Genomic DNA, 20,492 nt, shown 5'->3' on the forward strand with positions numbered 1-20,492 from the left:
CTACCCGATGTTGCCCACCGGCCGCTGATCAGCCACCGGAAACCAATCCGAACCCGACTACGCCGGGCCGAAGGCCCGGCGAAAGATCGAGGCTAATGCGGCGGCGAGTGCATCGGCGGCGCAGGGGCCGAGATCGGCATATTGATAGACGGTTTCGGGATCGTCGTCCACGCACAGCAGCAGGCGGACCCGGTGGCCGTCGGTGCTGAGGATGACATGGTCGTCGACGATGTCTCGCAGCCTGACCAGCGCGGTGGGCAGATTCAGCGTCTGTCTCATGGGATCGGGTTCCTTTGTCGGGCACTACTGCCGGTGCCAGAGTCGGGGCTTGCGGTGGATGTGTTGGAGTTCAGGTGGTTTCGAGGTCGAACAAGTCGGCGTAGCGGTTCTCGCCGGCCAATGACGGGCACGCGCACTTGGGGAAGGAGTACAAGCAGTCGGCGCAGAACCCGCAGATCCTGCAGTGCGGGCCGACCGGGTCGTCGTTGAATTCGCCGCATTCCTCGCAGTAGCCCCAGTAGCCCTCGGCTTCGCCGGACCACAGGCCGTCCAGATAAGAGTGGTTGGAGTGCCAGCTGCCCTGGTCCCAGTGCCCGTGGTGTTCGTTGAAGATGTAGGCCGCACGCTGATAGGCGGGATCGATGGTCAACAGCACCATCTTGTCGGTGCCGAGCCAGCGTTCGAGCCGCTCACGCCCAGCCCAGGAATCCAGCGACCCGAACGGGCGCACAGGCAGGTATTCCTCGGCGGCGATACGCGTGTCCGAGCGCGGATCATCCGGGGCGGGGTGCACGATCTTGGGCAGGATCCCGTTGTGCGCGAGTACGGTTCGCGCGTCGCCACCGACAACGAAGGGGTGACAGTTGTCCAGCGAAAGCACACCGTGGGTGGCCAGACGGGAATGGAACAATGCCGGACCCTCTGGGTATTGCTTTCGGATAGCGGCGAATTCGGTGATCGCCGCGTCGGCGTCCATGCTGCGGCCGACGGTGATGGTGTCGGCGGTGATGATCGCGTAGCCGTGCCCGTGCGGGTTGGCCGCCGCGCCGCCACGTAAAGCATCGAGGTTCGGGGCGATGCCGGGTTTGACGAAGGTCAGGATGCACATGCGAGCGCCTCCAGCTCAGCCAGAAGGGGCGAGTAGTCCGGGCGGGCGCGCAGCCAGGTGGTGAACGCGGTCCATTCCCAGCCGCGACGGCGCGCAATGTCGGCGGCGCTGAGGCAGCGGGTGTATTCGACCGATCCAGCCGCGAAGGCGAGCGCGGCTTGAACCTGCTGCGGAGTTAGAGAACTAGCGAAGACCCGCAGCTCGAAGGTCTTGGCAGGACGAACATTAATGGCGTGATGGCGGTCCGCGTCGCGGTCGCCCTTGGCGAAGTCACGGACACGGGAACGGGCAGAGGGCGAGAACAGTGCCCAGTCAGACGAGCGTCGCGCCAAGGTAGTGACCTGAGGTTCGTTGCGGTAAACGAACTTCAGCCACCGGTAGGCGTGGGCGGGGGAGTCGAACCCGTCGCGGGAGAGGTGGATGTGAATGCCGACGTTGGTATCGGTGTAGCAGCCGAGCGACCGCAGCTGGTTCAACAGCGGCCATGGGAACGAGGTTCGTGCGTAGTCGAACGACATCGGGTGGGTGACCAGTTCGAACCCACAGGGGTGAATGGAGGAGTCCTGTTTGAGGTAGGCCAAGTCACCGAGCTGATCCAGGGCTGTGTCGACCGCGTCGCAAAATTGCGTTTCGGGGGTTTGAATTTCGAGTTCGAGCCCGAGGAACAGCGGACCCTCGCCGTGGAATTCGGGTTCGGGTTTGTAGTCGTAGTAGTGGACCGCTTCGTGTTCGGGGCGATCGCAATCCTGGCAATACGTGTCGTCGTAGGGGATAACGTTGAAGCATTCGGCGCAGTCGTGGTAGCCCTCTTCGAGGCAGGAATCGCAGACTTCGTTGCCGCCATCAACGCGCGAGGTATCGGTGGTGAGTCGGCCGCAGTCATCGCAGGTGGAGTACTCCTCAGCGCAGTCGTCGCAGATATGGCGGCCGCCGACTGCGGTGCGGGTGTCGTGGCTGTAAATGTCGCAGTCAGCGCATTGCGTCCAGCCGGACACGCAGTCCTCACACAGCACGCTGTCGCGGCTGGTGCGGTGGACGGTGCGGGTGGGTCGGGCGCACTCATCGCAGTGGTCGAAGTCGGTGGCGCAGCTCGCGCACAGGTCCTCACCCTCGACGGTGGTGGTGAGGTTCGCGGCGGGCACCGTATCCGAACATTGCGAGCACGACTGGTCGACCAGCGTGGATGCTGGCATGGCACAGGGCCTTTCGGTGAAATGGATATAGCCCCGTGCGCAGCGAGCGGCCGCGTACGGGGTTCGCGGGGACAGATCAGCAGGGGCCAGGACTAAGGCAGATGTCGGCCGATGTGGCAAGGTCGATGGAGCCAGGCACCCTTGGTTGCGTGGAGGTGTGCATTCGGCGGTCTGGCTGTGGTCGAAGAGTTCGCAATCAGCGAAGGCGGCTTCACTCGATGCGCCAGCGGTATCTGACGCACAAGCGGTCCATGCGATCCAGGTCAGACTGCGGCAGTGGCCGTGTATCGGCAGTCTTTGTCGACTGGTGCAGAACCGCCAATGGGCAGCTGGAGTTGAAGTCCAGACACCGTCGTCCCAGTGACCGCCGTTGTCCAGCGAACAGGTACGCGCTGTAGAGAGCGGGCAGGGGCATGGGGGAAGATGACGAGCTTGGTCGAGCCCATCCGTGCGAGAAGTGGTTGCAGTGCGCTCTCCCCAGCGAGGCGGATGGGGGTGACAGTCGGCCCTGCGAAACCCGTTGCTGGGTTCGGCGGTATGCCCCAGGGGCTGCCGGGGAGTGGTGGTAAGGCAGCGCGATGTTCAGCGGGAATTCATCAGATCGGTGGCGGCGCTGGACCAGTTTCTGTGATGCCTCGGTCGTGGTCGCCGGGGTCGGTGAGCATCGCCGCGACGTTGTCATCGCGGGGTCGGTTGGTACGCGATCGCTGAAGGGCGACAAGCGCGGTCTTCGCCAGCGTCGTTGTGGGGCAGCAGGATTCAGGAGCGGCGCGTGGGTGTTCTGATGTCCTCCGGCGCGCTGGATGTCCGACGGATGTTGCGGTTGTCGATCAGTGTCAGCAGTTCGGTGTCTTCGGTGCGTCGCAGGCCGGTGCGCCATCCGATGAGTTCGAGCTGGGGCGGCTGCGGAAGCAAGGGGCCGCATCTCCGGAGCTGAGTGTCGATGCAGGAAGCGAGATTGCCAGCGGCACAACCCGAATGGGTGTGGTCACAACGCTGTCGTACTGGTTGTGCGAGTCACTGCGCGCCGCCGTTGCTGAGGCCAGCGTTGGGGGCGAGCGTGGGGATCACAAGATCTTCGACCATGCGTGAGCGATCAGTGCGGCGTGTTTCAGGCGTGCCAGGCGCCGGATCGCCGCGTGGCCACAACTCGGATCTGTTCGCGCGGTGGAATGGCAAGTCAGCTCGCGGAGTAGATATCGTTGCCTGCGCGGAAAGTGCGGCCGTCAGCTTGCGGGTCAACCCCGATCTTGACGTCCAGAACCTCACCGTTCCAGGTTTTGACGACCTCAGAGATCGTCTGTCCGGTCGTGCCGTGGAGGCGATCCCACCACACGGCGTAGTCGACGAGGGTGCCCGAGTACAGGGTGCCGTTGCGCAAATACATGTACACCGGCCGCGTGTGAACCACGGTGGGCTCGGGTGTGTCCTGCGGGCGTTCGAGCGGGAAGTAGTGCGTGAGGGTCTCCTCATAGGTGTAAGGGCCTGCGGTGAACTGGTGTAAGTCTTCGTCGGGGTTGTCGATGACGACCTCGAGGGTTTGGCCGTCCCAAGTCTTGATCACCGGTGAGACTTCACCGGGTTCGCGGTATTCCCGGTAGTGCCAGAGCAGGCCGTATTCGCCGAGTGTCCCGGTGACGAGGGCGCTGTTGTCCAGCCAGGCGAATCGGGGACCGAGACCGCGGACCGCGGCCGCGATCACTTCCGCGCTGTTTTTGGACGTGAGGGGCGCAGCCTGCCATTGCTGGTGCGCTTCGGGATGCCGCGCCAGCAGGGTGGAGGTGATGATGTCACTGATCAGTTCGTCGTGGGCGGCGTGTGGTTGCGGTAGTCCGGCCAGGAGCCGCAGGACATGGACGAGTTCGGCGGTGCTGGTGTGATCAGCTCTGCGCTGCCACTGGGCGCGCACCTCTTCTGCTGACGGTGGTGGTGTCTTTGTCACTGAACTGGTTCTCCTGCAATCGGTTTCGATGACGGGTGTTTCAAAGGGGTTGAGGATTCGAGCTGCCCCGGGGGATCGCAGGGCAGGACATGAGTGGGGGTGCTGTGGATGCGACGACTGCTACAGCGAAGTCCCGGGGCAGTCAGTACTGCGGGCTGGTCAGCGAGCAGGTGTAGACGCGGGTGGGGATGGTGAAGTGGACGCCGTGGTGAGCTCGGGCCCAGCCGTGGTGGAAGATCCACATACGCGAGGGCCGGTACTCCTCGGTCGCGGTGAGTTCCGATACCGGGACCGAGGAGTAGAGCGAGCCCGAATACGAGCCGTGTCCGCTGCCGATCAGGTAGATGCTGCCGCTGCCGAGCTCGGTCTGCGCGGCGTAATCGCCCCACATGTGTGAGATTCGCAGTGGCCGGTCGGCGAAGTCGATCCAGTCGCCGACCTGCGGGCCGGTCAAGCGACGGCGCGCTTGCAGTGCGATGTGTACGAGTTTGTAGTCCTTGGCATCCCACGTCGGGCGACTTACGATGCGGGCCGGGACAATCTCAGGGGATTCGATGGTCTCGGTCAAGTCGGGCATGAGTGTTGTCTCCTTGTCTGACCGTGAACACCACTTGTGCCGGTAGCACGGAGCTATGGTCATCGGGATGCTGAGTTTCGGTTGCCGTGGGTTTCCTGTCGCTTCCTCACACACGGGCATGTTGTGGTCGCGGTGTACCGGAGGTGGGTTGTCAGAGGGATGGTGGAGGAGCAGCGTGACCGTTGAGGCCAGGCTCGCTCGCGCCCCGATGGGTTCGGTGTAGGTCTGTCGATGCTTGTTTCTTTCCGTGCCGGTACGGGCGAGTTCGGCGGCGCGTACTGGGCGGTGAGGGTGGCGGAATCGGAGTGGTCGGCGTCGATGATCAGCGTGTTGCGGACATCGGTGACGGTGGCGTCGCTGACCGGTTCGTCGTCAGCCACGCCGTCAAGCCCGCAGCACAGCTCTGGTCGGCCGCCTCACGAGCAGTGCGGCTAACTGGAGAGGCGGCTATGAGCTATCGACCTCCCTTGTCCGGCGCCGGTGAAGGCTCTCTCAGCGCTCGACGCAGCGGGCCCCACAACGATTGGAGCTTCAGCGGTTTCGAGGTGAACTCGTCGACTCGATCTAGCGGTCGGCCGACAATCGCCTCAGCGTCAGCCCACTGCGACGCCGTCGGCAAAGTGCGGGGCTCACCGAGGAACAGCGTCCGAGTTAGGGCATCAGCCAGCCACCAAAGGCTGTCATCTGGCGGCGGTCCGAGATCGCCACGCGGCCCCCAGCATTCGGCCGTGCCGAAATAGCAGAACCCTTCGAGGTCCACGGTGTAGGGTCCGTAATCCGGGTCCGCACCAGGCATCACCAGAGATGGGTCTCGAAAGTTGCTGACCCATATGCCGACATTGTCGTCCACGGCGTCCGGATCCACCTCGACAACGATCGAGTCCAGAATCCGCTCCAGCCGCATTCCGTCGCTGCCCCAGTCTATTTCGATCCATCGGACCTTGCGTCCGTCCTCGAGGCGACATCCCGACAGGATCAAACGCATCGAAAGACCGGTGATCAGCTCCTCACGTACTGTCGACTCCCGTAGGTCGTACACCCGCTGTAACACCGCCCACACCGCCGAGTCGGGCCACATCGACGCTGTTACCGCCAGCCGATTGACTCGCGGCATACCCACCGGCCAACCCCATGCATCCGCACCTGGGAACCGCGCGACCGTCATCGTGAACCTCCGTGCGCTGCAGCCAGCCCCAGCACTTCGCGGGCGTCGTCAAGCAGCGGAACGTAGCCCGAGGTGGTGCCGAACAGCCGACGGTGGTGCGCTCGTAGCGCCGCCACGCAGCCGTGGCAGATGAACCGTGAGCCCATTGCCGAATGCCGCATCACGCCACGACCGACCTTGCACGAGTCGCAGAGCCCGCCGCCAGCGATATGTTCGAACGCGGTCTCGAGCGACCCTGGCGCGGTATTGATGCCGACCCGCATCACCAAACCATGCGGCAGCGTGGCCGCCGACGTGAACGACTGTGCCCAGTGGTTCGCGGTGAACATCCCCAGCCGGCGCCACCCCCGGCATCCCTCGTCGTGGGCGCCGGGAATGAGACTGTGGCTACCGCACTCGAATACGTCGTAGCGCCACGAGATGCCCGCCATCAGGTCTGCGGTCGTCATCCGTGTGCCTCCCACACCTGCTGGGAGTCGTCGGCGTGCAGGATCAGCCAGGAACGGTCCGGGAGATTGGTCCAGGCCTTGACGTACAGGCCGGGTCGACGCAGGATCTGTTCGGCGAGCTCGTCGCCGAGAGGCACCGTCGAGGATATGATCGGGCCGAGTTGCGCACCGTCGCTACTGACCGATGTCACTGGCTGCCAGGGCTCCCAGCCCTCCTGCTCGATACGGACCGTGCCGTCGTCGTCGACTCCGACCAACGGCGCGTAAATCCCGTCTACGGTGCACACTTCGCCAGCGAGACCCACCCGGATCACCTGGTCGATGACCTCATCCAGTTTGCCCGGGGTGATCGGCTGCATGTTGGCGCCCTCCGGCGAGCGCTGGACGACTCGGAACATCAGCGGTAGGAGGGGGCTACTCATCGCCAGCCGCTCCAGTTGCGCGAATCCGCCATCGCTGTAGCGGGTTTCGGGGGATTCCGTGTCGAGTTCCAGTGGTTCGCCGCTGAATGCGTTGGCAACACCCCGGTATTCCAAGCCGACCAGGGTGACGTTGTCGGCGATCGGATCCAGCGAATCCGGCATCTCGATATGCTCGAGCGTCGGCAAGATACGCTGCGCCGCATCGAAATCACTAGCCCGCACCGTGATCGTGGTCAAGGTGTAGAGGTCGAAGGTGAATTCGGGAAGGTCTTTGTCGACAGTGAATTCAGGCATCATGCCCCTTTCGATTGTTGTGCGTACTCAACGGCTTTCGGCTGCCTCATGTTGTTGGCGCGGGCGGCTACCCATGTCCCTGCCTGCATGACCGACGCGAAGACGTCGCGCTTCGCTGCCGCCTTGCGGTATGCGTCCGCCACCGCCTCATATACGCCCACTCGACCCATCTCGGTCTCGGTGACTCCGGCGATGAGGGACGCCCGCATGTCGACGGTTACCGCTGAGGTGTCGCCAAGAATGTTCTTCGCGAAGTTGAGGATCTTCGGACTTTGCGGCGAGAAGATCGACCACGGATCGGCATCGACCATCGCTCGTTGCGCTCGGGCAACGTTCATCGGCAAGGTGCCGGATACCGGTTCACCCTTGGCCATCGCGAGCGCTGCCGCGACGTTGCGTTCCCACCTGGTGCGCGGACTCAGCGCGGAGATCACACAGGCGGCGCGTTCCAGGCTGATGTCCGCGATCTCGGACACCTTGGTCGCCAAGACGAACGCCTCCGCGTACCAGGTATGCCCCTCAGCGACCTGTTCATCGGTCGCCTGATCCCAGACCTTGAGAATCGAATTGATAGCTTTGCGTTCGGTGGTGGCTGTTTTCGCGAACGCGGTAAGACGAGCTATATCCGTACTCCTTTTCGATTGTTGTGCAGGCGAGAGGAATTCCGCCCGCCGATGTGGCTCTGCTACTCGTCCTCTGCGCCGAAGGTGATCAGTTGGCCGCCGACGAAGTGCATGTATTGGGGCTGGAAGTAGCTGGCGAGTTGGTTGTCGATGCCGTCGATGTGGACGCTGGTGCTGCGTCAGAAGCTGCCGTCGGTGGTGTGGTGGGGGAACAGCACGGCGCCAAACTCGCGAGAAATATGCCGCTGCAACCAGATTCGGCTTGCCAGCGGATTCCACCCGTCTATGCCGCGGACGCCCAGTAGGTCGACGGCGCGATACTTTGCCGGGATGTCGTCGAGGCCGAAGTCGACCAGCAGTCCGGCGCGGTTAGCCGGTGTTCACGGCGATGGTGTTCATGCTGACCAGTGGTTGTGCGTGGCAGATGCTGCTGCCTTCGCTCGGCGTCACCGTGCCGAGAGCGCACCGCCGGTTCGGAGGCTGGCCTGTGGCGGTCTCTACATCACGCCGTGCCGGATGAACTGGGTGGGCGAGGCTCAATCGACTAGTCGCAGGCGGTAATCGACTCACCGAGTGTTCTGGCGAAACCGGCCACAGTGTCAGTGCTGGGCGGCGACACGTTCAACGACGGCGTGTAACTGGCGGCGCTGTCGACCGCGCAAGACAAGGTCTCAGATTGGTTTTGGTGTGCGGGTCGGGGCTGTTGTGGTGGTGTTGCGCCCGCGTTCGAGGGTGGTTCTCATCGTGATCGATCGGGCCCTCGTTCGAGTCCAGGCGCAGGCGGGCTGTCAGCTGGTCTTGAAGGTTCTTCAGTCGTCCATTGGCGGTCGATGACTGAAGGCAGTGCCGCCTCGATCGATGCGCCGAAATCGGATGCGGTGCCGATCACGTAATCGGTGGCGCGGCGGTGAGGGATATCCGAGTGCGCGGATCGTCCCGCAAGGACTGCCTGTGGGGCCAACGTGTCGTCAATGATGGACAAAATCCGGGCTCCGACCGAGATCGAGGGTATGAGGAGTCGATCTTCCCCGCCGACGATTTCGAAAACTTCCAGTGCCCCGCGGGGGAGAAGTCTCTTCCAGCTGTCGTTTCCCTCTTCGAACACGGCTTGCACGTCAACTCGGTGGTATTCGATCAGAGGATCGGCAGCGTAGATGACACGGTCCAGGATCTGCCAATAGTATTGGTGCTGGCTTGTTTCGGGTTCGCCATCGACTCGTTCGGTAGGCAGCACCACATCGTAGGTGTCTTTGTGAAAGAGCTGGTTGAACGTGGCTGGGTCGAGCTCGGGCCGCCCGATCGGGACAACGGCGACGCGATCGTCCAGTCCAGTAGCGATAAGCGCCGCGTTCCACATCGCTACTACCTCATAAGCCCTCAGTGGGTTGAGGGCTGAGGCCGATGCGCGGTGTTCTGGTGTTGGCTGAGCTGGTTGTTGGTCGAAGTCCAGCACGCCGATAGTCACACGCGGGCGATGCTGGAGCATCTGCACGACTGTGTCCATATCCGATATGGTCACCGGCTGGTAGTGACCCCAGGTCACCGCGGCCCGATCCGAATGCAGCTCGAGCGCCGGAGCGAACAGTTGCGGTTCGGCCGCCTCACGGGCTCGGCGCAGCGACGGGAGGAGCTTGGGCTCAAGGCGGACTGTAAGGCTTGCGTGGAGCCCAAGCCAATCCTGGGTTTGCTGCAGGTTCCACTCCAGATGATGCGTCTTCTCGACCAGCTCGGGCACCGACATCGTCTGCGCGCCAGGCAGTCTCGATTGGCCTTCGACCCGATCGTGGATCCAGTTGCCAGTCTCGCCGCGGTGGCGCAGAGCGATAACGTCGTTGTCGAGGCCGCCGTAGATCGCGATCGTCCCGACACCAGGTTCATTTTCGACGAACTGCGCGGCCTCGAGGATGTTGGTCTTGAGTTGGGCGTCGGATCCGTCGCCGGTGTAGGTGCTGTGGCCGGTCCGCTCGTAGATGAGCTGATGGCATTCGAGCTCCAGCAGCTCGATTTCGGCGTCCGAGGCAGCGAGGAAGGCGAACGAGACCTCGTGGGAGGCGGTTACGGGTGGTGAGTCGGTGAACTGGGCCACGATGTCGGCGGCAAGTTGTCGGCTTCCGACATCGTCGACAACGATTATGCTGGCCCCGATGGCGCGCACGTAGTCCACTGCCATCCGCACCCAGCGTCGAACCTCGTAGTCGATCTGTGCAGAATGCGCTTCTTCCCAGCCGGGTTGATTCTTCTTTTTCAGGTAGTCGGGATAGAAACCACGAAAGTCGTGGGGGTTGATCACGACCGGGCGGGTCGGTGCGGCGGTGCTGTCGGCGAGGGTTTTCGTGAAGGTGGTCTTTCCTGCACTGGGCTGGCCGAGGAGGACAGTGATGCGTGGATCGTCCGAAGGGAACGCCTCAGACAGGTGCAGCCATACGATGCCTTGGGTGAAGATCTGCTCGGCGCGCTCCAAGGATAGGGCAGATGACGGTTCAGGCGCCGAGTTGGACATCAACGTGGGCCTAATAGCTTCTGATGGACTGCGGCGTCATGCGTCAGGATCGCGTGGATCGCTTCGCGGTGAGTCGGTTTCAGATCTTTCAGGCGTTGCTTGTAGCGCTCAGCTTGCGGAAGCCATCTTGGATCGTCGGTTGCTTCGAGGCGTGCGTATGTCGCGAGTTCGGTCAGAATTTTTTCGGCGAGTGCGTACCCAACTTTTTCGCCTAGTGGGATGGCGGCACCCATCTCCCCTCCCTCAACCCGTGCTCGCAGAGGAATTGTCGAGCTTTCCTACGAGGTTACTCGCCGTCTACTCAGCTGGTCTGCTGCGAAGGGGTGTGTGTTCGCCTCGGGCAGGCGATAGCAGTACTGCGGCGCCGATGTCGGACGGGTGGGGAGGGTTCGTTGCGTGGGGGTGTCTTGTGGACAACGGGTGCGAGGCTTATCGGAATCGTGTGGGGATGTGTGGACGTAGGTCGGCATCGGAGTTCCTGTGCGGTTTGATTGCATTGTCGCTCTTGATATCTGGTCGGGCTTGCGAGCAGCAAAGCCGGGAGCTGGAATCCCAACAGATCTGAGTGCCGATCAGAGCGGCCTGGCAAGGGCTTGCTTGTTGGTGTTCGGTTGTGTGCGCGACTTGGTGTTGTCTCGATGCCTGGCGGTGCTGAGTTAGCAGGCCGGGCCGGCAACGTCGTCCAGCTGCTGTCGGTGTGGCGCACGTTGGCGTGCGCTAGGCGAAGAATGCCCAGCCGGTATGCTGATCGGCGCCGCCGCGGCTGTGGAGGCTGGCTCTGATCTGCTCGGTCCCGTGATCTCTGTGTTGGTAGAAGAATCGGATTTCTTCGAGCGTTTCGGCCGGATATGCTACTGCCACAGCGGCTTTGGCCGCATGGTCGAGCCAAGTCCGAAAGCCTTCGGTGAGATCGCGGTCGGGAATCGGAATGTCGAGTTCGTGGAAGACGGTCTCGCCGCGCACGGGTATAGCTCCGGCCAGCTCTGTTGACGCTGTGATTTCGGGATGCGTACTGCGCAGGTGTGCGGCGAGGTTCTGTGCTTGAGTGAGCGTGAGCGGTGTATCGGCGACTGCGAGGAAGCGGGCGCGTGATGCGATGGTTCCTCTGATGTATTCCTGGTAGTGGGGCTTGTCGTCGTCGACGGGGCATTGACCGTATCGATCGAGGTCTTTGGTGTAGGCGATGTGCATTTCGGTGGCCCACCATTGGCGGGCGCGAACGAATGCATCACCGACGTCGGCTCCGGCGGTGTCGGTGGCGCAGACGTAGACAAAGAAGTCGTCGGGTGTAGACACAAGAGGGTCCAGTTTCGTTGAGGGTGGCAAGAGATCCTGATCTGGATGGGCGTTTCTTGGATGGCGAATCGAGACCCGTGGCAAGGCGGCGCGATCCGCGCGCATCTTCGCTCGTGGTGAAATTAGCTCGGCTGCAACGACACTCGCGGGTACTCTCGCTGCAGACATCGCGAACCCGCTTTGGGGGTAGATCACCTTGCAACCCGACACCTCGTGCCCGTCATGCCACTCACACGGTTCGGTCCGTCACCTCGCTGCCGTCCACCACGAAGGCATGAGCACGATCGAAAGCCACGGTGTACTCACCGGTATGGGGATCACCAGCGGTGGCTCCCTCGTGCCTGTCGTTGGTGCAACATCCGCGGTGCAGATCCAGACAACTGATCTCGTTGCGATGACTGCACCGACCCCACCACTGCGCAGGACCACAGGGTTGATATTGGTGGGGGTGGCGTTCCTCGCGATATTCTTCGTGTTCGTCGTGCCGCTCGGTGGGCTCATTATTGGTTCGATGGCCGCGCAAGGTGGCGACCATGTCGTCACCTCGGCGGTAATCCTGTTCGGCCCGTTCATCCTTCTGTGGGCTGTGCCATTCGCGATGGTAATCCCGCGAGTACGACGGAATCGCCGTATCGCCCGTGGCCGCACCACAGCGATGGCAGCGTTTCAGGACAGTTGGTACTGCGGCCGGTGCGGCGGTTGTTTCCTCTCGACGACGTCATGGCGGCCCCTTCCTGCGCGGACGTTGATGTCGCCACTTGAATACCGGACCCGTTTGTGGCAGGCCGCAGGTTACGCTTGACCCGCAGTCCCGAGGACACGCTTGGCTTTTCGACGGCGGAGAGATCCGCCGGACGGAGAAAACAACTTCCCGAACCGCCTTATGCCGCCAACTGGATAGCCTCTTGTGAGGCGAGTCATGTTGTAGTGCTTGTCGTTCCGGTGCGACGAGCTAATGTTTGCAGGTTCGGCAAGGGTGTGGCTGCAGGGTGACGTAGAGCCGCCGCACCGTGTGCGGCGGCGGTGTGATGATCGGCGGAGCGAGCAGACGGTAGCAAACAGCGTATGTGAAGATCGGCTGCGGAATTTGCTCTCTCCAGGTACTGGGTTGCTCGCTAGCTCTGCCGTTGGATGTGTCCAGGATGGCTTGGCTTGTCTTCCTTTCGGCGAATCTTCGCAACTCACCCGGTCCAGGAGCTCATCCTCGGAGGCTACGAAAGACGCCTTTTGTCAGCGTTGACGTTCAGATAGTGCGCACGGCGCACACTCCGAGAAAGCCTTCGGTCACCTTGCTCAGCATGTATCCCGGGCATCGCTCAGTGCCGGGATTATCACCACCGATGCGGCGCAGTTCATCTTCGCAGCTGGGCTTCCGCAGCGGGCGAGCGCTCTCGTCTCGTGCCGCGAATCAGCCCCTCAATGGCGGAGCGGGCTGTTATTGACGGGTTGCGATGAGGATCGGTTGCACAGCGTCCCAAGGCACCCATTGCCGCAGTGTCACTCCGCTGAGGCCGTTGATGGTGAGTAGATCGAGCTCGATTTCCAGGTACCAGGTGGGCGTGGTGCCTCTAGCCAGCCGTGCCCATCGGTAGGCGGTCGCCGTGATCCACTCTTCACCAGTGCGGATATCCAGGGACGCGGCTTTTTCGCCGAGGGTTGGCGGCATGGTCCGCGGCCAGTCGTGCTGTGGTGCACCCCAAATGCGGCGCGGGTCTACTCGCACTCTCTGTGGTGGTTTCAGTACTCGCATGGGTCCGTCGCTCATCGGCTCAACCAGTCCGGGCGATCGGTGAGGGCGTAGCGGCGCTGTCGGTCGCCTGTCGAGTCCATGCGCAGCGCCGGTCATCGGTGCCCTGCAAGTGCACTCGGGTGGTGAGCGGTCGCGGTGTAGCACGGCCGGTGACGGTAATGTCGTAGCTCACCGCACGCAGCAGCCCGCGCCCGCGGGCAAGTCCGACATATTCGGCTCTGTCGCAACGTATTTCGAGATCCACAGCGAGCCGGGCAGGCTGGGTGAGTATCAGGATGGCGTCGTGGCTGCGGACGCGGGCGAGCGCAGCTCGAATCCGGCTCGCTGGAGCGGTGTCGGGGGTGTCGAGCACAACGATGTCGAGACCGTCGAGCAGGACCACGGCCACCTCAAGAGGATCGGGACCCGGATACGGGATATGGGCCAACCGGGTAAGGTCGCCGCCCATCTCGACGAAGGCGAGTAGCCCGAGTTGTGGGCGTCCGACCACCGCGACACGTTTTCGTTGCGATGTTGCTGCGGCCAGGAGTCCGAGTAGTGGCGTGCTGCTGCCAGTGCATGCGATGGTTCGACCGAGTGGGAGTCCGCCGTGCGGCAGCGCTTCGCCGAGCCCGCCCGGCACTGAAAGTAATTTCGTGGTGACAGGTGCAGCGCCGAGTGGTGGCGCGGCTCCGACTTCTTCGGGAATCGTTGTCACGTGGGTGCGCTTATGTGCTCCGTGCAGGCGCCGCACCAATGCCGCGCTTTGCTGCGGTGTCAACCCAGTCAGGTCGGCCATTTCTACCCGGATCACAACATTTCCGTTCCTCGAACCCGAGACATTGAGTCGAACATACATTCGATTCTACTGGTTTCTCGGCGCCGCTGAAGCGCGTCGTGGATCCACCGCAGCACGTACTAATCGACCTGAGCGCAGCGATCCCGACCAACGGTCCATTTCGGGCGGACAGAGTTTCGCTGCGGTCCAAGAACTGCGGCCTCGACGTCACCGCGACCATGCCCGGCTTACTTCTGGCGTGGGCCCGCGCGACCGATGGGACCTGGCTGGGCCTGTGCTGTTTCGCTATCCGCACTGGTAATCAGCGAGGCCGTGTCGAGACCAGACAGTGTGCCCGGCACGGGCCATATCGTTGAGGCGTGACTAGGACGCTGCTGAATAAGGCTGATTCCGGGGGTTCCGCCGCTGCGCGGCGGAACCCCCGGAATCGTGTGAGTGTGATGGGCGGTGGTGTCTGCTGGTGGGCCATCGCCTCGGTTCAGGCGATGGCCCAGGTGCCGGCGGTCCGGGTGAGGCCGAGGTTGAGCAGGCGGCGCAGGTTGAGGGCGGCAGCGCGGCGGTGCAGCCACTGGTTACTGGCGTCGATGCCGCGGTAGCGCAGTTTGCGGCAGCGGCCCTTGGGGCCGATGAGCCAGGAGATGCTGCGTTCGACCATCGGTCGGTGTTGTCGGTAGATGGCGCGCAGGTCCGGGTCGCTGCGCCAGTGGCGGCGGGCTTGACGGAGTAGGGCATCATGTTCGTGCAGGCGCAGGATTCGGCCCTGTTCGCTGGTGGTGCAGCGGGTGCGCAGCGGGCAGTTGCGGCATGCGACCCCGAAGGTCACCGCACGTTTGGCGGTGATGTGTTTGGTGACACCGTTCGGGCAGGTCACCGACCCTGCGACTTCGTCGACGAGGAAGTCGTCCATGGTGACCCCGCCCTCGACCGCCGGACGCAGCGGCAGTGGTTTGATGACTGCGGTGAGTTCGCGTCGTGCCAGGTCGGCACGGAACTCTCCGGTGCCGTATGCGCTGTCGCCCAACACTTCTCGCACTTCCCGTAGAGCGGTGTCGGTGTCGAGTAGTGATCCGGCGACGGTGGCTTCGTGGTTGTCGGTTCCGGTGCCTTTGGTGAGCCGGGCGGCGGTGACCAGGCCGGTGTCGGGTTCGACGGCGAGGTGGGCCTTGTAGCCATCCTGACGGGAAGCCACGGACTTGTGGACATGGCGGGTGCCGGGGTCGACCACCGAGATCACCCGGTCCTCGGCGACCTTGCGGGCGATACGCCAGCGTCCATCCGTCCCGTCGGAGCCCTCGGCGGGTTCGACGTCCTGTCCGGCGATCAACGCCAGCAACGCCAACGCCTGCTCGGCCTTGTCGCGGACTTTCTCGTCGAACTCGTTGCCCGACAACGCATTCACTACCGATGTCGCGTCGTTGACCAGCGCCGACACCAACGCTTCGCGGGCGGGGTTGTCGTCCCACGCGATGGCTGGCTTGCCGGGATCGTCGTAGTCGTGGCCCGTGCACAGTTCAGCGACAATGCTCGCAGCGCCGGGCACCTCGCGGCGGACCCGGCGGATCGCGGCGATCAACTGGGTGACGGTGTCCTGGGTCGCGACCGCGTCGTCGAGGACCACCGAATCCAGGGCTCGTCGCGTCTTACCTTGCAGCACACCGGTTTCGGAAACCACCGCACGGACCGCATCGAAGATCCGGTTCGGACTGTCCGAGTTCGCCAACCGCCGCCGCCAATACGTCAACGTCGACGGATCGAAGCCCTCGTCATCCAACGCCAGCCCGCACGCAACCTTCCACCGCAGGTCGCACCGCACCGCGGCCACCGTCTCACGGTCGGACAGGTCGTGCAGCGCCTGCAACACCAGCACCGACGCGGCGACCTCGCACGGCAGACTCGGCCGCCCCGTCCGCGACGGGAACAGGTCCTCGAACATCACCGCCGGGAACACCTCCCGGCGATGCTCGGCCAGGAACGCGAACACACTGCCCGCCGGAACCAGATGCCCCACCAACGCCGCCGCATCCATCAACTCCGGATCCGACCTGCCCTCACCTTGCACCCCACCATCCTCGTTGACCCCGACCCAAAGGACCGGGGACAACACGCCACGTTATTCAGCAGCGTCCTAGCGACTGCTTACAGGTCGCTCGAGAGGGTCGGCATCCTCGTAGTCACGCGATGCGGCATGCGCAGGCGCGCGCTCGTCCAATTTCGCCTTGTTCAGGATGAGGTAGTCGCCGGTCATGCTCGCGAGGGTGACACGTCGGCCGCCGGACCCGCATGTGAAATTATGGTCAGCAACTCTTCAGCTAGCTCGACAGAACGGACAAATCGGGCATGATTGCTGTCATGAAACGCGTTTCCCCGGAGCCCGCATGCAGGTAACCGCACTCGAATGGATCTTGACGATCTTGGTGATCCTGGGTCTGTTCGTCTTCGACTTCTTCGCCCATGTCCGCACACCACACGATCCGACCTTCAAGGAATCCGGCACCTAGTCAGCGATCTACATCGGTCTGGCCCTGGTCTTCGGCGGATTCGTCGCCTGGAAGTGGGGCTCGACCTTCGCGGGCGAGTACTACGCGGGCTTCGTCACCGAGAAGGCCCTCTCGGTGGACAACCTGTTCATCTTCGTCATCATCATGTCGAGCTTCGCGGTGCCGCGGATCTACCAGCAGAAGGTACTGCTGATCGGCATTGTGCTGGCGCTGGTCATGCGGGGTGTGTTCATCGCCGTCGGTGCGGCGGCGATCAGTGCGTTCAGCTGGGTGTTCTATCTGTTCGGCCTGTTTTTGGTCTATACGGCCGTGAAACTGTTGCGCGAGAGCGGACACGAGGTCGAGCAGGAGGAGAAGCGCGACAGCCGGATCGTGGCGCTGGCCAAACGGGTGCTCCCGACCACCGACGAATACGACGGCGACAAACTGCTCACCCGGATCGATGGCCGGCGCGTGATCACCCCGTTGTTGTTGGCGCTGTTGGCAATCGGCTTCGCGGACCTGCTGTTCGCGCTGGACTCCATCCCCGCCATCTATGGTCTGACCGAGCAGCCCTACATCGTGTTCACCGCGAATGCCTTCGCGCTCATGGGTTTACGGCAGCTGTATTTCCTCATCGGCGGCCTGCTGGATCGCCTGGTCTACCTGTCCTACGGCCTTTCGGCGATTCTCGCGTTCATCGGCGTCAAACTGGTGCTGCACGCACTGCACGAGAACACCCTGCCTTTCGTCAACGGTGGTCGGCACGTCAAGGTACCGGAGATTTCCACGCCGGTCTCGCTGAGCGTGATCATCGGGATTCTGCTCATCGCGACCGTCGCGAGCCTGATCAAAACCCGTGGCGCGGCCCGGTCCGTCGAGAGCCGAGTAGCGGATTAGAAGATCCGGTTGTTTTCGGGCGTGATCTCGAAGCCGTGCCCGGTCGCGTCATTGCGGCAGGTCACCCCGACGGGCTGGGCCAGGCAGGTGAAGCCGGCCACGCTCAGGCTCGACCCGACCGGCAGCACCGGCGCATCGGTATCGGCTCCGGATGTGGTGCCGACGAAGTAGCCCCGGTTCACGCACAGATATCCGGCGTTCTCGCCGACGGCCAGTGCCGCCGCACTCGGGTCGATGCCCCAGCAGGCCTGCATCGCCGGCGGGGTGGGCTGGGTCGTGCCCTGGCAGCCCACCGGTCGTTTCGGCTGTCCGAACGGCTCGTCGAGGAAGCCGCATGCGATGCCGCCGTCCGCCGTCCGGAAGTAGTAGCCGTCGGTGGCGCGGTATATCGACTCGTCGACCGAACCCGCTCGTAGCAATGGACGATCCCCGACCGTCAAGTTTGCCGTGGTGTCGAAATCGGCGGCCCTCGAGCAGATGGTGAGTGCGAGGCCTGCGACCGACAGCGACGCGAAAATCGCGACGGATATGCGCATACGGGGGAGTCTGCGTCGGTGGGCGCGGATTCTTCCGCACCTGGCGCGGCGTGTCGCCGTAAGTTTGCTGACCGCCAAGTGTCGAGCGGCGACACGCGGCGGTCAGCCGGACGGTCAGGAAGCGAATGTGCCCATCACCGGCAGCCACTCGACCGCCCGTACATCCTCGATGAGGTTCTCGCGGGCGAACGGATCCTGCGGCAGCAGTTCCTTGATGGCCGCCTCGTCGGTGACCTGGAACAGCAGCAGTGCGCCGGAACCATCCGGGTAGGGACCGCTGGTCAGCAGCGAACCCGCGTCGATCAGGCCGTTGAGCCAGGCCCGATGTTCCGGGCGGAAGGCATCGCGCGCCTCGACGGTGGCATCGGAGTAGGTGTAGTGCACGGCGAAGATGGGCACGATCGATCCGTTCTGGTCAGAGGTTCAGCAGCATTCGAGTATTGCCGAGGGTGTTCGGTTTCACATAGCTGAGGTCGAGGAATTCGGCGACACCGGGATCGAAGGTCCGGCACATCTCCGCGTACACCTCGGCGGTGACCGGTGTGCCGTCGATTTCCACGAATCCGTGCCTGCCGAAGAAGTCCACCTCGAAGGTGAGTACGAACAGCCGTCCGAGTTCGAGTTCCCTGGCCACCGCGACCAGCCGTTCTACGATGAGCCGACCGACACCATGCCCCTTGACATCGGGATGCACCGCGACCGTGCGCACCTCGCCGAGGTCGGCCCACAGCACATGCAGCGCACCGCAGCCGACCACCCGGCCGTCGAGTTCGGCTACCCAGAATTCCTGTACCGCCTCGTACAGTGTGACCAGGTTCTTCTCCAGCAGGATCCGACCGGCGTATTCATCGACGAGGCTCTTGATCTGGGGCACATCGGAGGTTCGGGCGCGTCGCACAACAGGGGCAGATTTGTTCGCGGCAGGTGCCGCGCCCGGATACGCGTCGCTGGTCGAACCACCTAGTGGTCCCCGAGAGGTCATGTGGTGCACAGTAGTCGGCCCGGTTACCGATACTCTGAACGTGTGCCGCACATCCACCCGCTCCGCTCACCGCATCGCGTAGGCATGCGTCCGAGCGTCGTGACGGTGGGTGGTGTGGCCTTGGTGACAGGGGCTTACGCCAGGGAGGCGGAGGCCGTGAGGGAGCGCAGCGAGCGAACCATGTCACAGCCGTGCACGCACGCGCCGGAGCCGAGCGCCAGCGAGGCGGAGGCGTGAGCGTGCAGCCCGAAGAGATCGATCGACGCTGGGGCGAACCCGTGGTTCGCGCCGGATTCGCGCCCGCCCAGACCGATCCCGTCGTCCCGCTGATGAATATCGCGAATGTGCTCACCATGCTGCGCATCGCGCTGGTGCCGCTGTTCGTGCTCGCGCTGTTCGTCGGCGGTGGCCACCAGACCGGCTGGCGGATCGCGGCTGCCGCACTGTTCGGCATAGCCGCGATCACCGATCGCTTCGACGGGCAATTGGCGCGCAAATACGGCCTGGTCACCGATTTCGGCAAACTCGCCGATCCGATCGCGGACAAGGCGCTGATCGGTTCGGCGGTGATCGGACTTTCGATGCTCGGTGATCTGGCGTGGTGGATCACCCTGGTCATCTGCGCTCGCGAGATCGGGATCACGCTGCTGCGGCTGGTGGTGGTGCGGCGCGGGGTGATTCCGGCCGGACGCGGCGGCAAGTTGAAGACGCTGGTGCAGTCCGTCGCGATCGCGGTACTGCTGTTGCCTCTGCACGGCGGATTCGCCACCGCAGGCATGACATTGATGTATGTGGCCGTCGCGCTGACGGTCATTACCGGCCTCGACTATGTGGGGCAGGCGGCGCGGGTGTGGCTCGCTGGAGGTCCGGGCCGGACACGCGGCGCATGACCGATCCGCTGACAACCGGAGCGCCTGTCGTCGAATTGGTGCGCGAGCTGGGTGCCGCCCGGCAGACCGTGGCGACCGCCGAATCGCTGACCGCGGGCCTGCTCGCGGCGACCATCGCCGGGGTGCCCGGTGCCAGCGCGGTGCTGCGCGGCGGGCTGGTCGTCTACGCGACCGAACTCAAGCACAGCCTGGCCGGTGTCAGTGACGAAGTGCTCGCGACCGAGGGACCGGTCGCCGCGAGCACCGCCGAAGAGTTGGCCGTCGGTGCGCGGCTGCGCTGCGGTGCGGACTGGGGTATCGGATTGACCGGGGTGGCCGGCCCCGAATCTCAGGGCGGGCATGCCGTCGGCACTGTCTTCCTCGGACTGGCCGGGCCCGGGCATACCGAGGTCATGCGGCTGAAACTGGACGGCGACCGGTGGGCGATCCGAATCGGCGCTACGCACAGCGCGGTACGGGAGTTGCGTCGTATCGTGGGAGACGGCCACTAGGCGCTGCCGCGCCTGGTTTGCCACCGTGGGAACCAACCGGGCCCTGTTCGACGTTGTGCCAGAAAGGACGGCGTGCGCAGCGCTTGTAGGCGCCCGCGGACCCGGTTACTGGGAGCTAA

Annotated in this window: 22 protein-coding genes and 1 pseudogene; 5 read left to right on the forward strand and 18 right to left on the reverse strand. The window is 63.7% G+C overall.

What is annotated here, in order from left to right:
* Positions 1–57 precede the first annotated feature (57 nt).
* From ACFYOW_RS42525 to ACFYOW_RS42565, 9 genes are all read right to left on the reverse strand, one after another.
* Entirely contained in the window at positions 58–279 is a 222-nt protein-coding gene (locus tag ACFYOW_RS42525; RefSeq protein WP_387296593.1) for a hypothetical protein, read from the reverse strand.
* Between the two features lie 70 nt (positions 280–349).
* On the reverse strand, positions 350–1,108 hold the full coding sequence (locus tag ACFYOW_RS42530) for a class II glutamine amidotransferase (protein WP_387296595.1): 759 nt from the start codon (positions 1,106–1,108) through the stop codon (positions 350–352).
* Positions 1,096–2,301 carry a hypothetical protein gene (locus tag ACFYOW_RS42535; RefSeq protein ID WP_387296597.1) on the reverse strand — a complete coding sequence of 402 codons (1,206 nt, stop codon included), beginning with the start codon at positions 2,299–2,301 and terminating at the stop codon, positions 1,096–1,098. Before ACFYOW_RS42535 ends, ACFYOW_RS42530 begins: the two co-directional genes overlap by 13 nt.
* Before the next feature lie 1,180 nt (positions 2,302–3,481).
* Positions 3,482–4,243: a hypothetical protein gene (locus ACFYOW_RS42540; protein ID WP_387296599.1), complete on the reverse strand. Its 762-nt coding sequence runs from the start codon at positions 4,241–4,243 to the stop codon at positions 3,482–3,484.
* Positions 4,244–4,385: 142 nt separating this feature from the next.
* A complete protein-coding gene (locus ACFYOW_RS42545) occupies positions 4,386–4,820 on the reverse strand; it encodes a hypothetical protein (protein WP_387296601.1) in 435 nt (144 codons plus the stop codon).
* Between the two features lie 454 nt (positions 4,821–5,274).
* Positions 5,275–5,985, reverse strand: a complete 711-nt coding sequence (locus ACFYOW_RS42550) for a hypothetical protein (protein WP_387296603.1) — start codon at positions 5,983–5,985, stop codon at positions 5,275–5,277.
* Entirely contained in the window at positions 5,982–6,434 is a 453-nt protein-coding gene (locus tag ACFYOW_RS42555; protein ID WP_387296605.1) for a hypothetical protein, read from the reverse strand. Before ACFYOW_RS42555 ends, ACFYOW_RS42550 begins: the two co-directional genes overlap by 4 nt.
* Positions 6,431–7,153, reverse strand: coding sequence for a hypothetical protein (locus ACFYOW_RS42560; RefSeq protein ID WP_387296607.1), 723 nt, complete (start codon positions 7,151–7,153; stop codon positions 6,431–6,433). The genes ACFYOW_RS42555 and ACFYOW_RS42560 overlap by 4 nt, the downstream gene beginning before the upstream one ends.
* A complete protein-coding gene (locus ACFYOW_RS42565; protein WP_387296609.1) occupies positions 7,150–7,638 on the reverse strand; it encodes a hypothetical protein in 489 nt (162 codons plus the stop codon). Before ACFYOW_RS42565 ends, ACFYOW_RS42560 begins: the two co-directional genes overlap by 4 nt.
* 188 nt (positions 7,639–7,826) lie before the next feature.
* On the opposite strand from ACFYOW_RS42565, the gene ACFYOW_RS42570 reads away from it, so the two are divergent.
* Positions 7,827–8,078, forward strand: coding sequence for a hypothetical protein (locus ACFYOW_RS42570; RefSeq protein WP_387296611.1), 252 nt, complete (start codon positions 7,827–7,829; stop codon positions 8,076–8,078).
* Positions 8,079–8,512: 434 nt separating this feature from the next.
* Here ACFYOW_RS42570 and ACFYOW_RS42575 read toward each other — a convergent pair whose 3' ends face one another.
* The 3 genes from ACFYOW_RS42575 to ACFYOW_RS42585 form a co-directional block, all read right to left on the reverse strand.
* Positions 8,513–10,273: a zeta toxin family protein gene (locus ACFYOW_RS42575; RefSeq protein ID WP_387296612.1), complete on the reverse strand. Its 1,761-nt coding sequence runs from the start codon at positions 10,271–10,273 to the stop codon at positions 8,513–8,515.
* Positions 10,273–10,506, reverse strand: a complete 234-nt coding sequence (locus ACFYOW_RS42580; RefSeq protein ID WP_387296614.1) for a hypothetical protein — start codon at positions 10,504–10,506, stop codon at positions 10,273–10,275. Before ACFYOW_RS42580 ends, ACFYOW_RS42575 begins: the two co-directional genes overlap by 1 nt.
* 484 nt (positions 10,507–10,990) lie before the next feature.
* The gene (locus ACFYOW_RS42585) at positions 10,991–11,674 is read right to left on the reverse strand and encodes a hypothetical protein (protein WP_387296616.1); all 684 of its coding nucleotides are present in this window, start codon (positions 11,672–11,674) and stop codon (positions 10,991–10,993) included.
* 169 nt (positions 11,675–11,843) lie between these two features.
* Here ACFYOW_RS42585 and ACFYOW_RS42590 point away from each other — a divergent pair, with 169 nt between their 5' ends.
* A complete protein-coding gene (locus ACFYOW_RS42590; protein ID WP_387296618.1) occupies positions 11,844–12,371 on the forward strand; it encodes a hypothetical protein in 528 nt (175 codons plus the stop codon).
* Positions 12,372–13,004: 633 nt separating this feature from the next.
* Here ACFYOW_RS42590 and ACFYOW_RS42595 read toward each other — a convergent pair.
* The 3 genes from ACFYOW_RS42595 to ACFYOW_RS42605 form a co-directional block, all read right to left on the reverse strand.
* Positions 13,005–13,334: a hypothetical protein gene (locus ACFYOW_RS42595; protein ID WP_387296620.1), complete on the reverse strand. Its 330-nt coding sequence runs from the start codon at positions 13,332–13,334 to the stop codon at positions 13,005–13,007.
* 4 nt (positions 13,335–13,338) lie between these two features.
* Positions 13,339–14,097 carry a hypothetical protein gene (locus ACFYOW_RS42600; RefSeq protein WP_387296622.1) on the reverse strand — a complete coding sequence of 253 codons (759 nt, stop codon included), beginning with the start codon at positions 14,095–14,097 and terminating at the stop codon, positions 13,339–13,341.
* Between the two features lie 478 nt (positions 14,098–14,575).
* Positions 14,576–16,156, reverse strand: a complete 1,581-nt coding sequence (locus ACFYOW_RS42605; RefSeq protein ID WP_387296827.1) for an IS1182 family transposase — start codon at positions 16,154–16,156, stop codon at positions 14,576–14,578.
* 316 nt (positions 16,157–16,472) lie between these two features.
* On the opposite strand from ACFYOW_RS42605, the pseudogene ACFYOW_RS42610 reads away from it, so the two are divergent.
* Positions 16,473–17,474: pseudogene (locus ACFYOW_RS42610) on the forward strand (TerC family protein).
* Here the strand turns inward: ACFYOW_RS42610 and ACFYOW_RS42615 are convergent.
* The 3 genes from ACFYOW_RS42615 to ACFYOW_RS42625 all read right to left on the reverse strand — a co-directional run bounded on the left by ACFYOW_RS42615 (position 17,471) and on the right by ACFYOW_RS42625 (position 18,992).
* Positions 17,471–18,010 (reverse strand): hypothetical protein, encoded by a 540-nt coding sequence (locus ACFYOW_RS42615; RefSeq protein ID WP_387296624.1) that lies wholly within the window; start codon positions 18,008–18,010, stop codon positions 17,471–17,473. The pseudogene ACFYOW_RS42610 and the gene ACFYOW_RS42615 sit on opposite strands and share 4 nt — an antisense overlap.
* Before the next feature lie 114 nt (positions 18,011–18,124).
* Positions 18,125–18,409 (reverse strand): YciI family protein, encoded by a 285-nt coding sequence (locus ACFYOW_RS42620; RefSeq protein ID WP_387296626.1) that lies wholly within the window; start codon positions 18,407–18,409, stop codon positions 18,125–18,127.
* 16 nt (positions 18,410–18,425) lie between these two features.
* Positions 18,426–18,992: an amino-acid N-acetyltransferase gene (locus tag ACFYOW_RS42625; RefSeq protein WP_387296628.1), complete on the reverse strand. Its 567-nt coding sequence runs from the start codon at positions 18,990–18,992 to the stop codon at positions 18,426–18,428.
* 233 nt (positions 18,993–19,225) lie between these two features.
* Here ACFYOW_RS42625 and pgsA point away from each other — a divergent pair, with 233 nt between their 5' ends.
* Both pgsA and ACFYOW_RS42635 read left to right on the forward strand, forming a co-directional pair.
* The gene (pgsA, locus tag ACFYOW_RS42630; RefSeq protein ID WP_387296630.1) at positions 19,226–19,882 is read left to right on the forward strand and encodes a CDP-diacylglycerol--glycerol-3-phosphate 3-phosphatidyltransferase; all 657 of its coding nucleotides are present in this window, start codon (positions 19,226–19,228) and stop codon (positions 19,880–19,882) included.
* Positions 19,879–20,373 carry a CinA family protein gene (locus ACFYOW_RS42635; RefSeq protein ID WP_387296632.1) on the forward strand — a complete coding sequence of 165 codons (495 nt, stop codon included), beginning with the start codon at positions 19,879–19,881 and terminating at the stop codon, positions 20,371–20,373. Before pgsA ends, ACFYOW_RS42635 begins: the two co-directional genes overlap by 4 nt.
* Positions 20,374–20,492 lie beyond the last annotated feature (119 nt).

The organism is Nocardia sp. NPDC006982, from assembly GCF_042869435.1.
Classification (GTDB): Bacteria; Actinomycetota; Actinomycetes; order Mycobacteriales; family Mycobacteriaceae; genus Nocardia.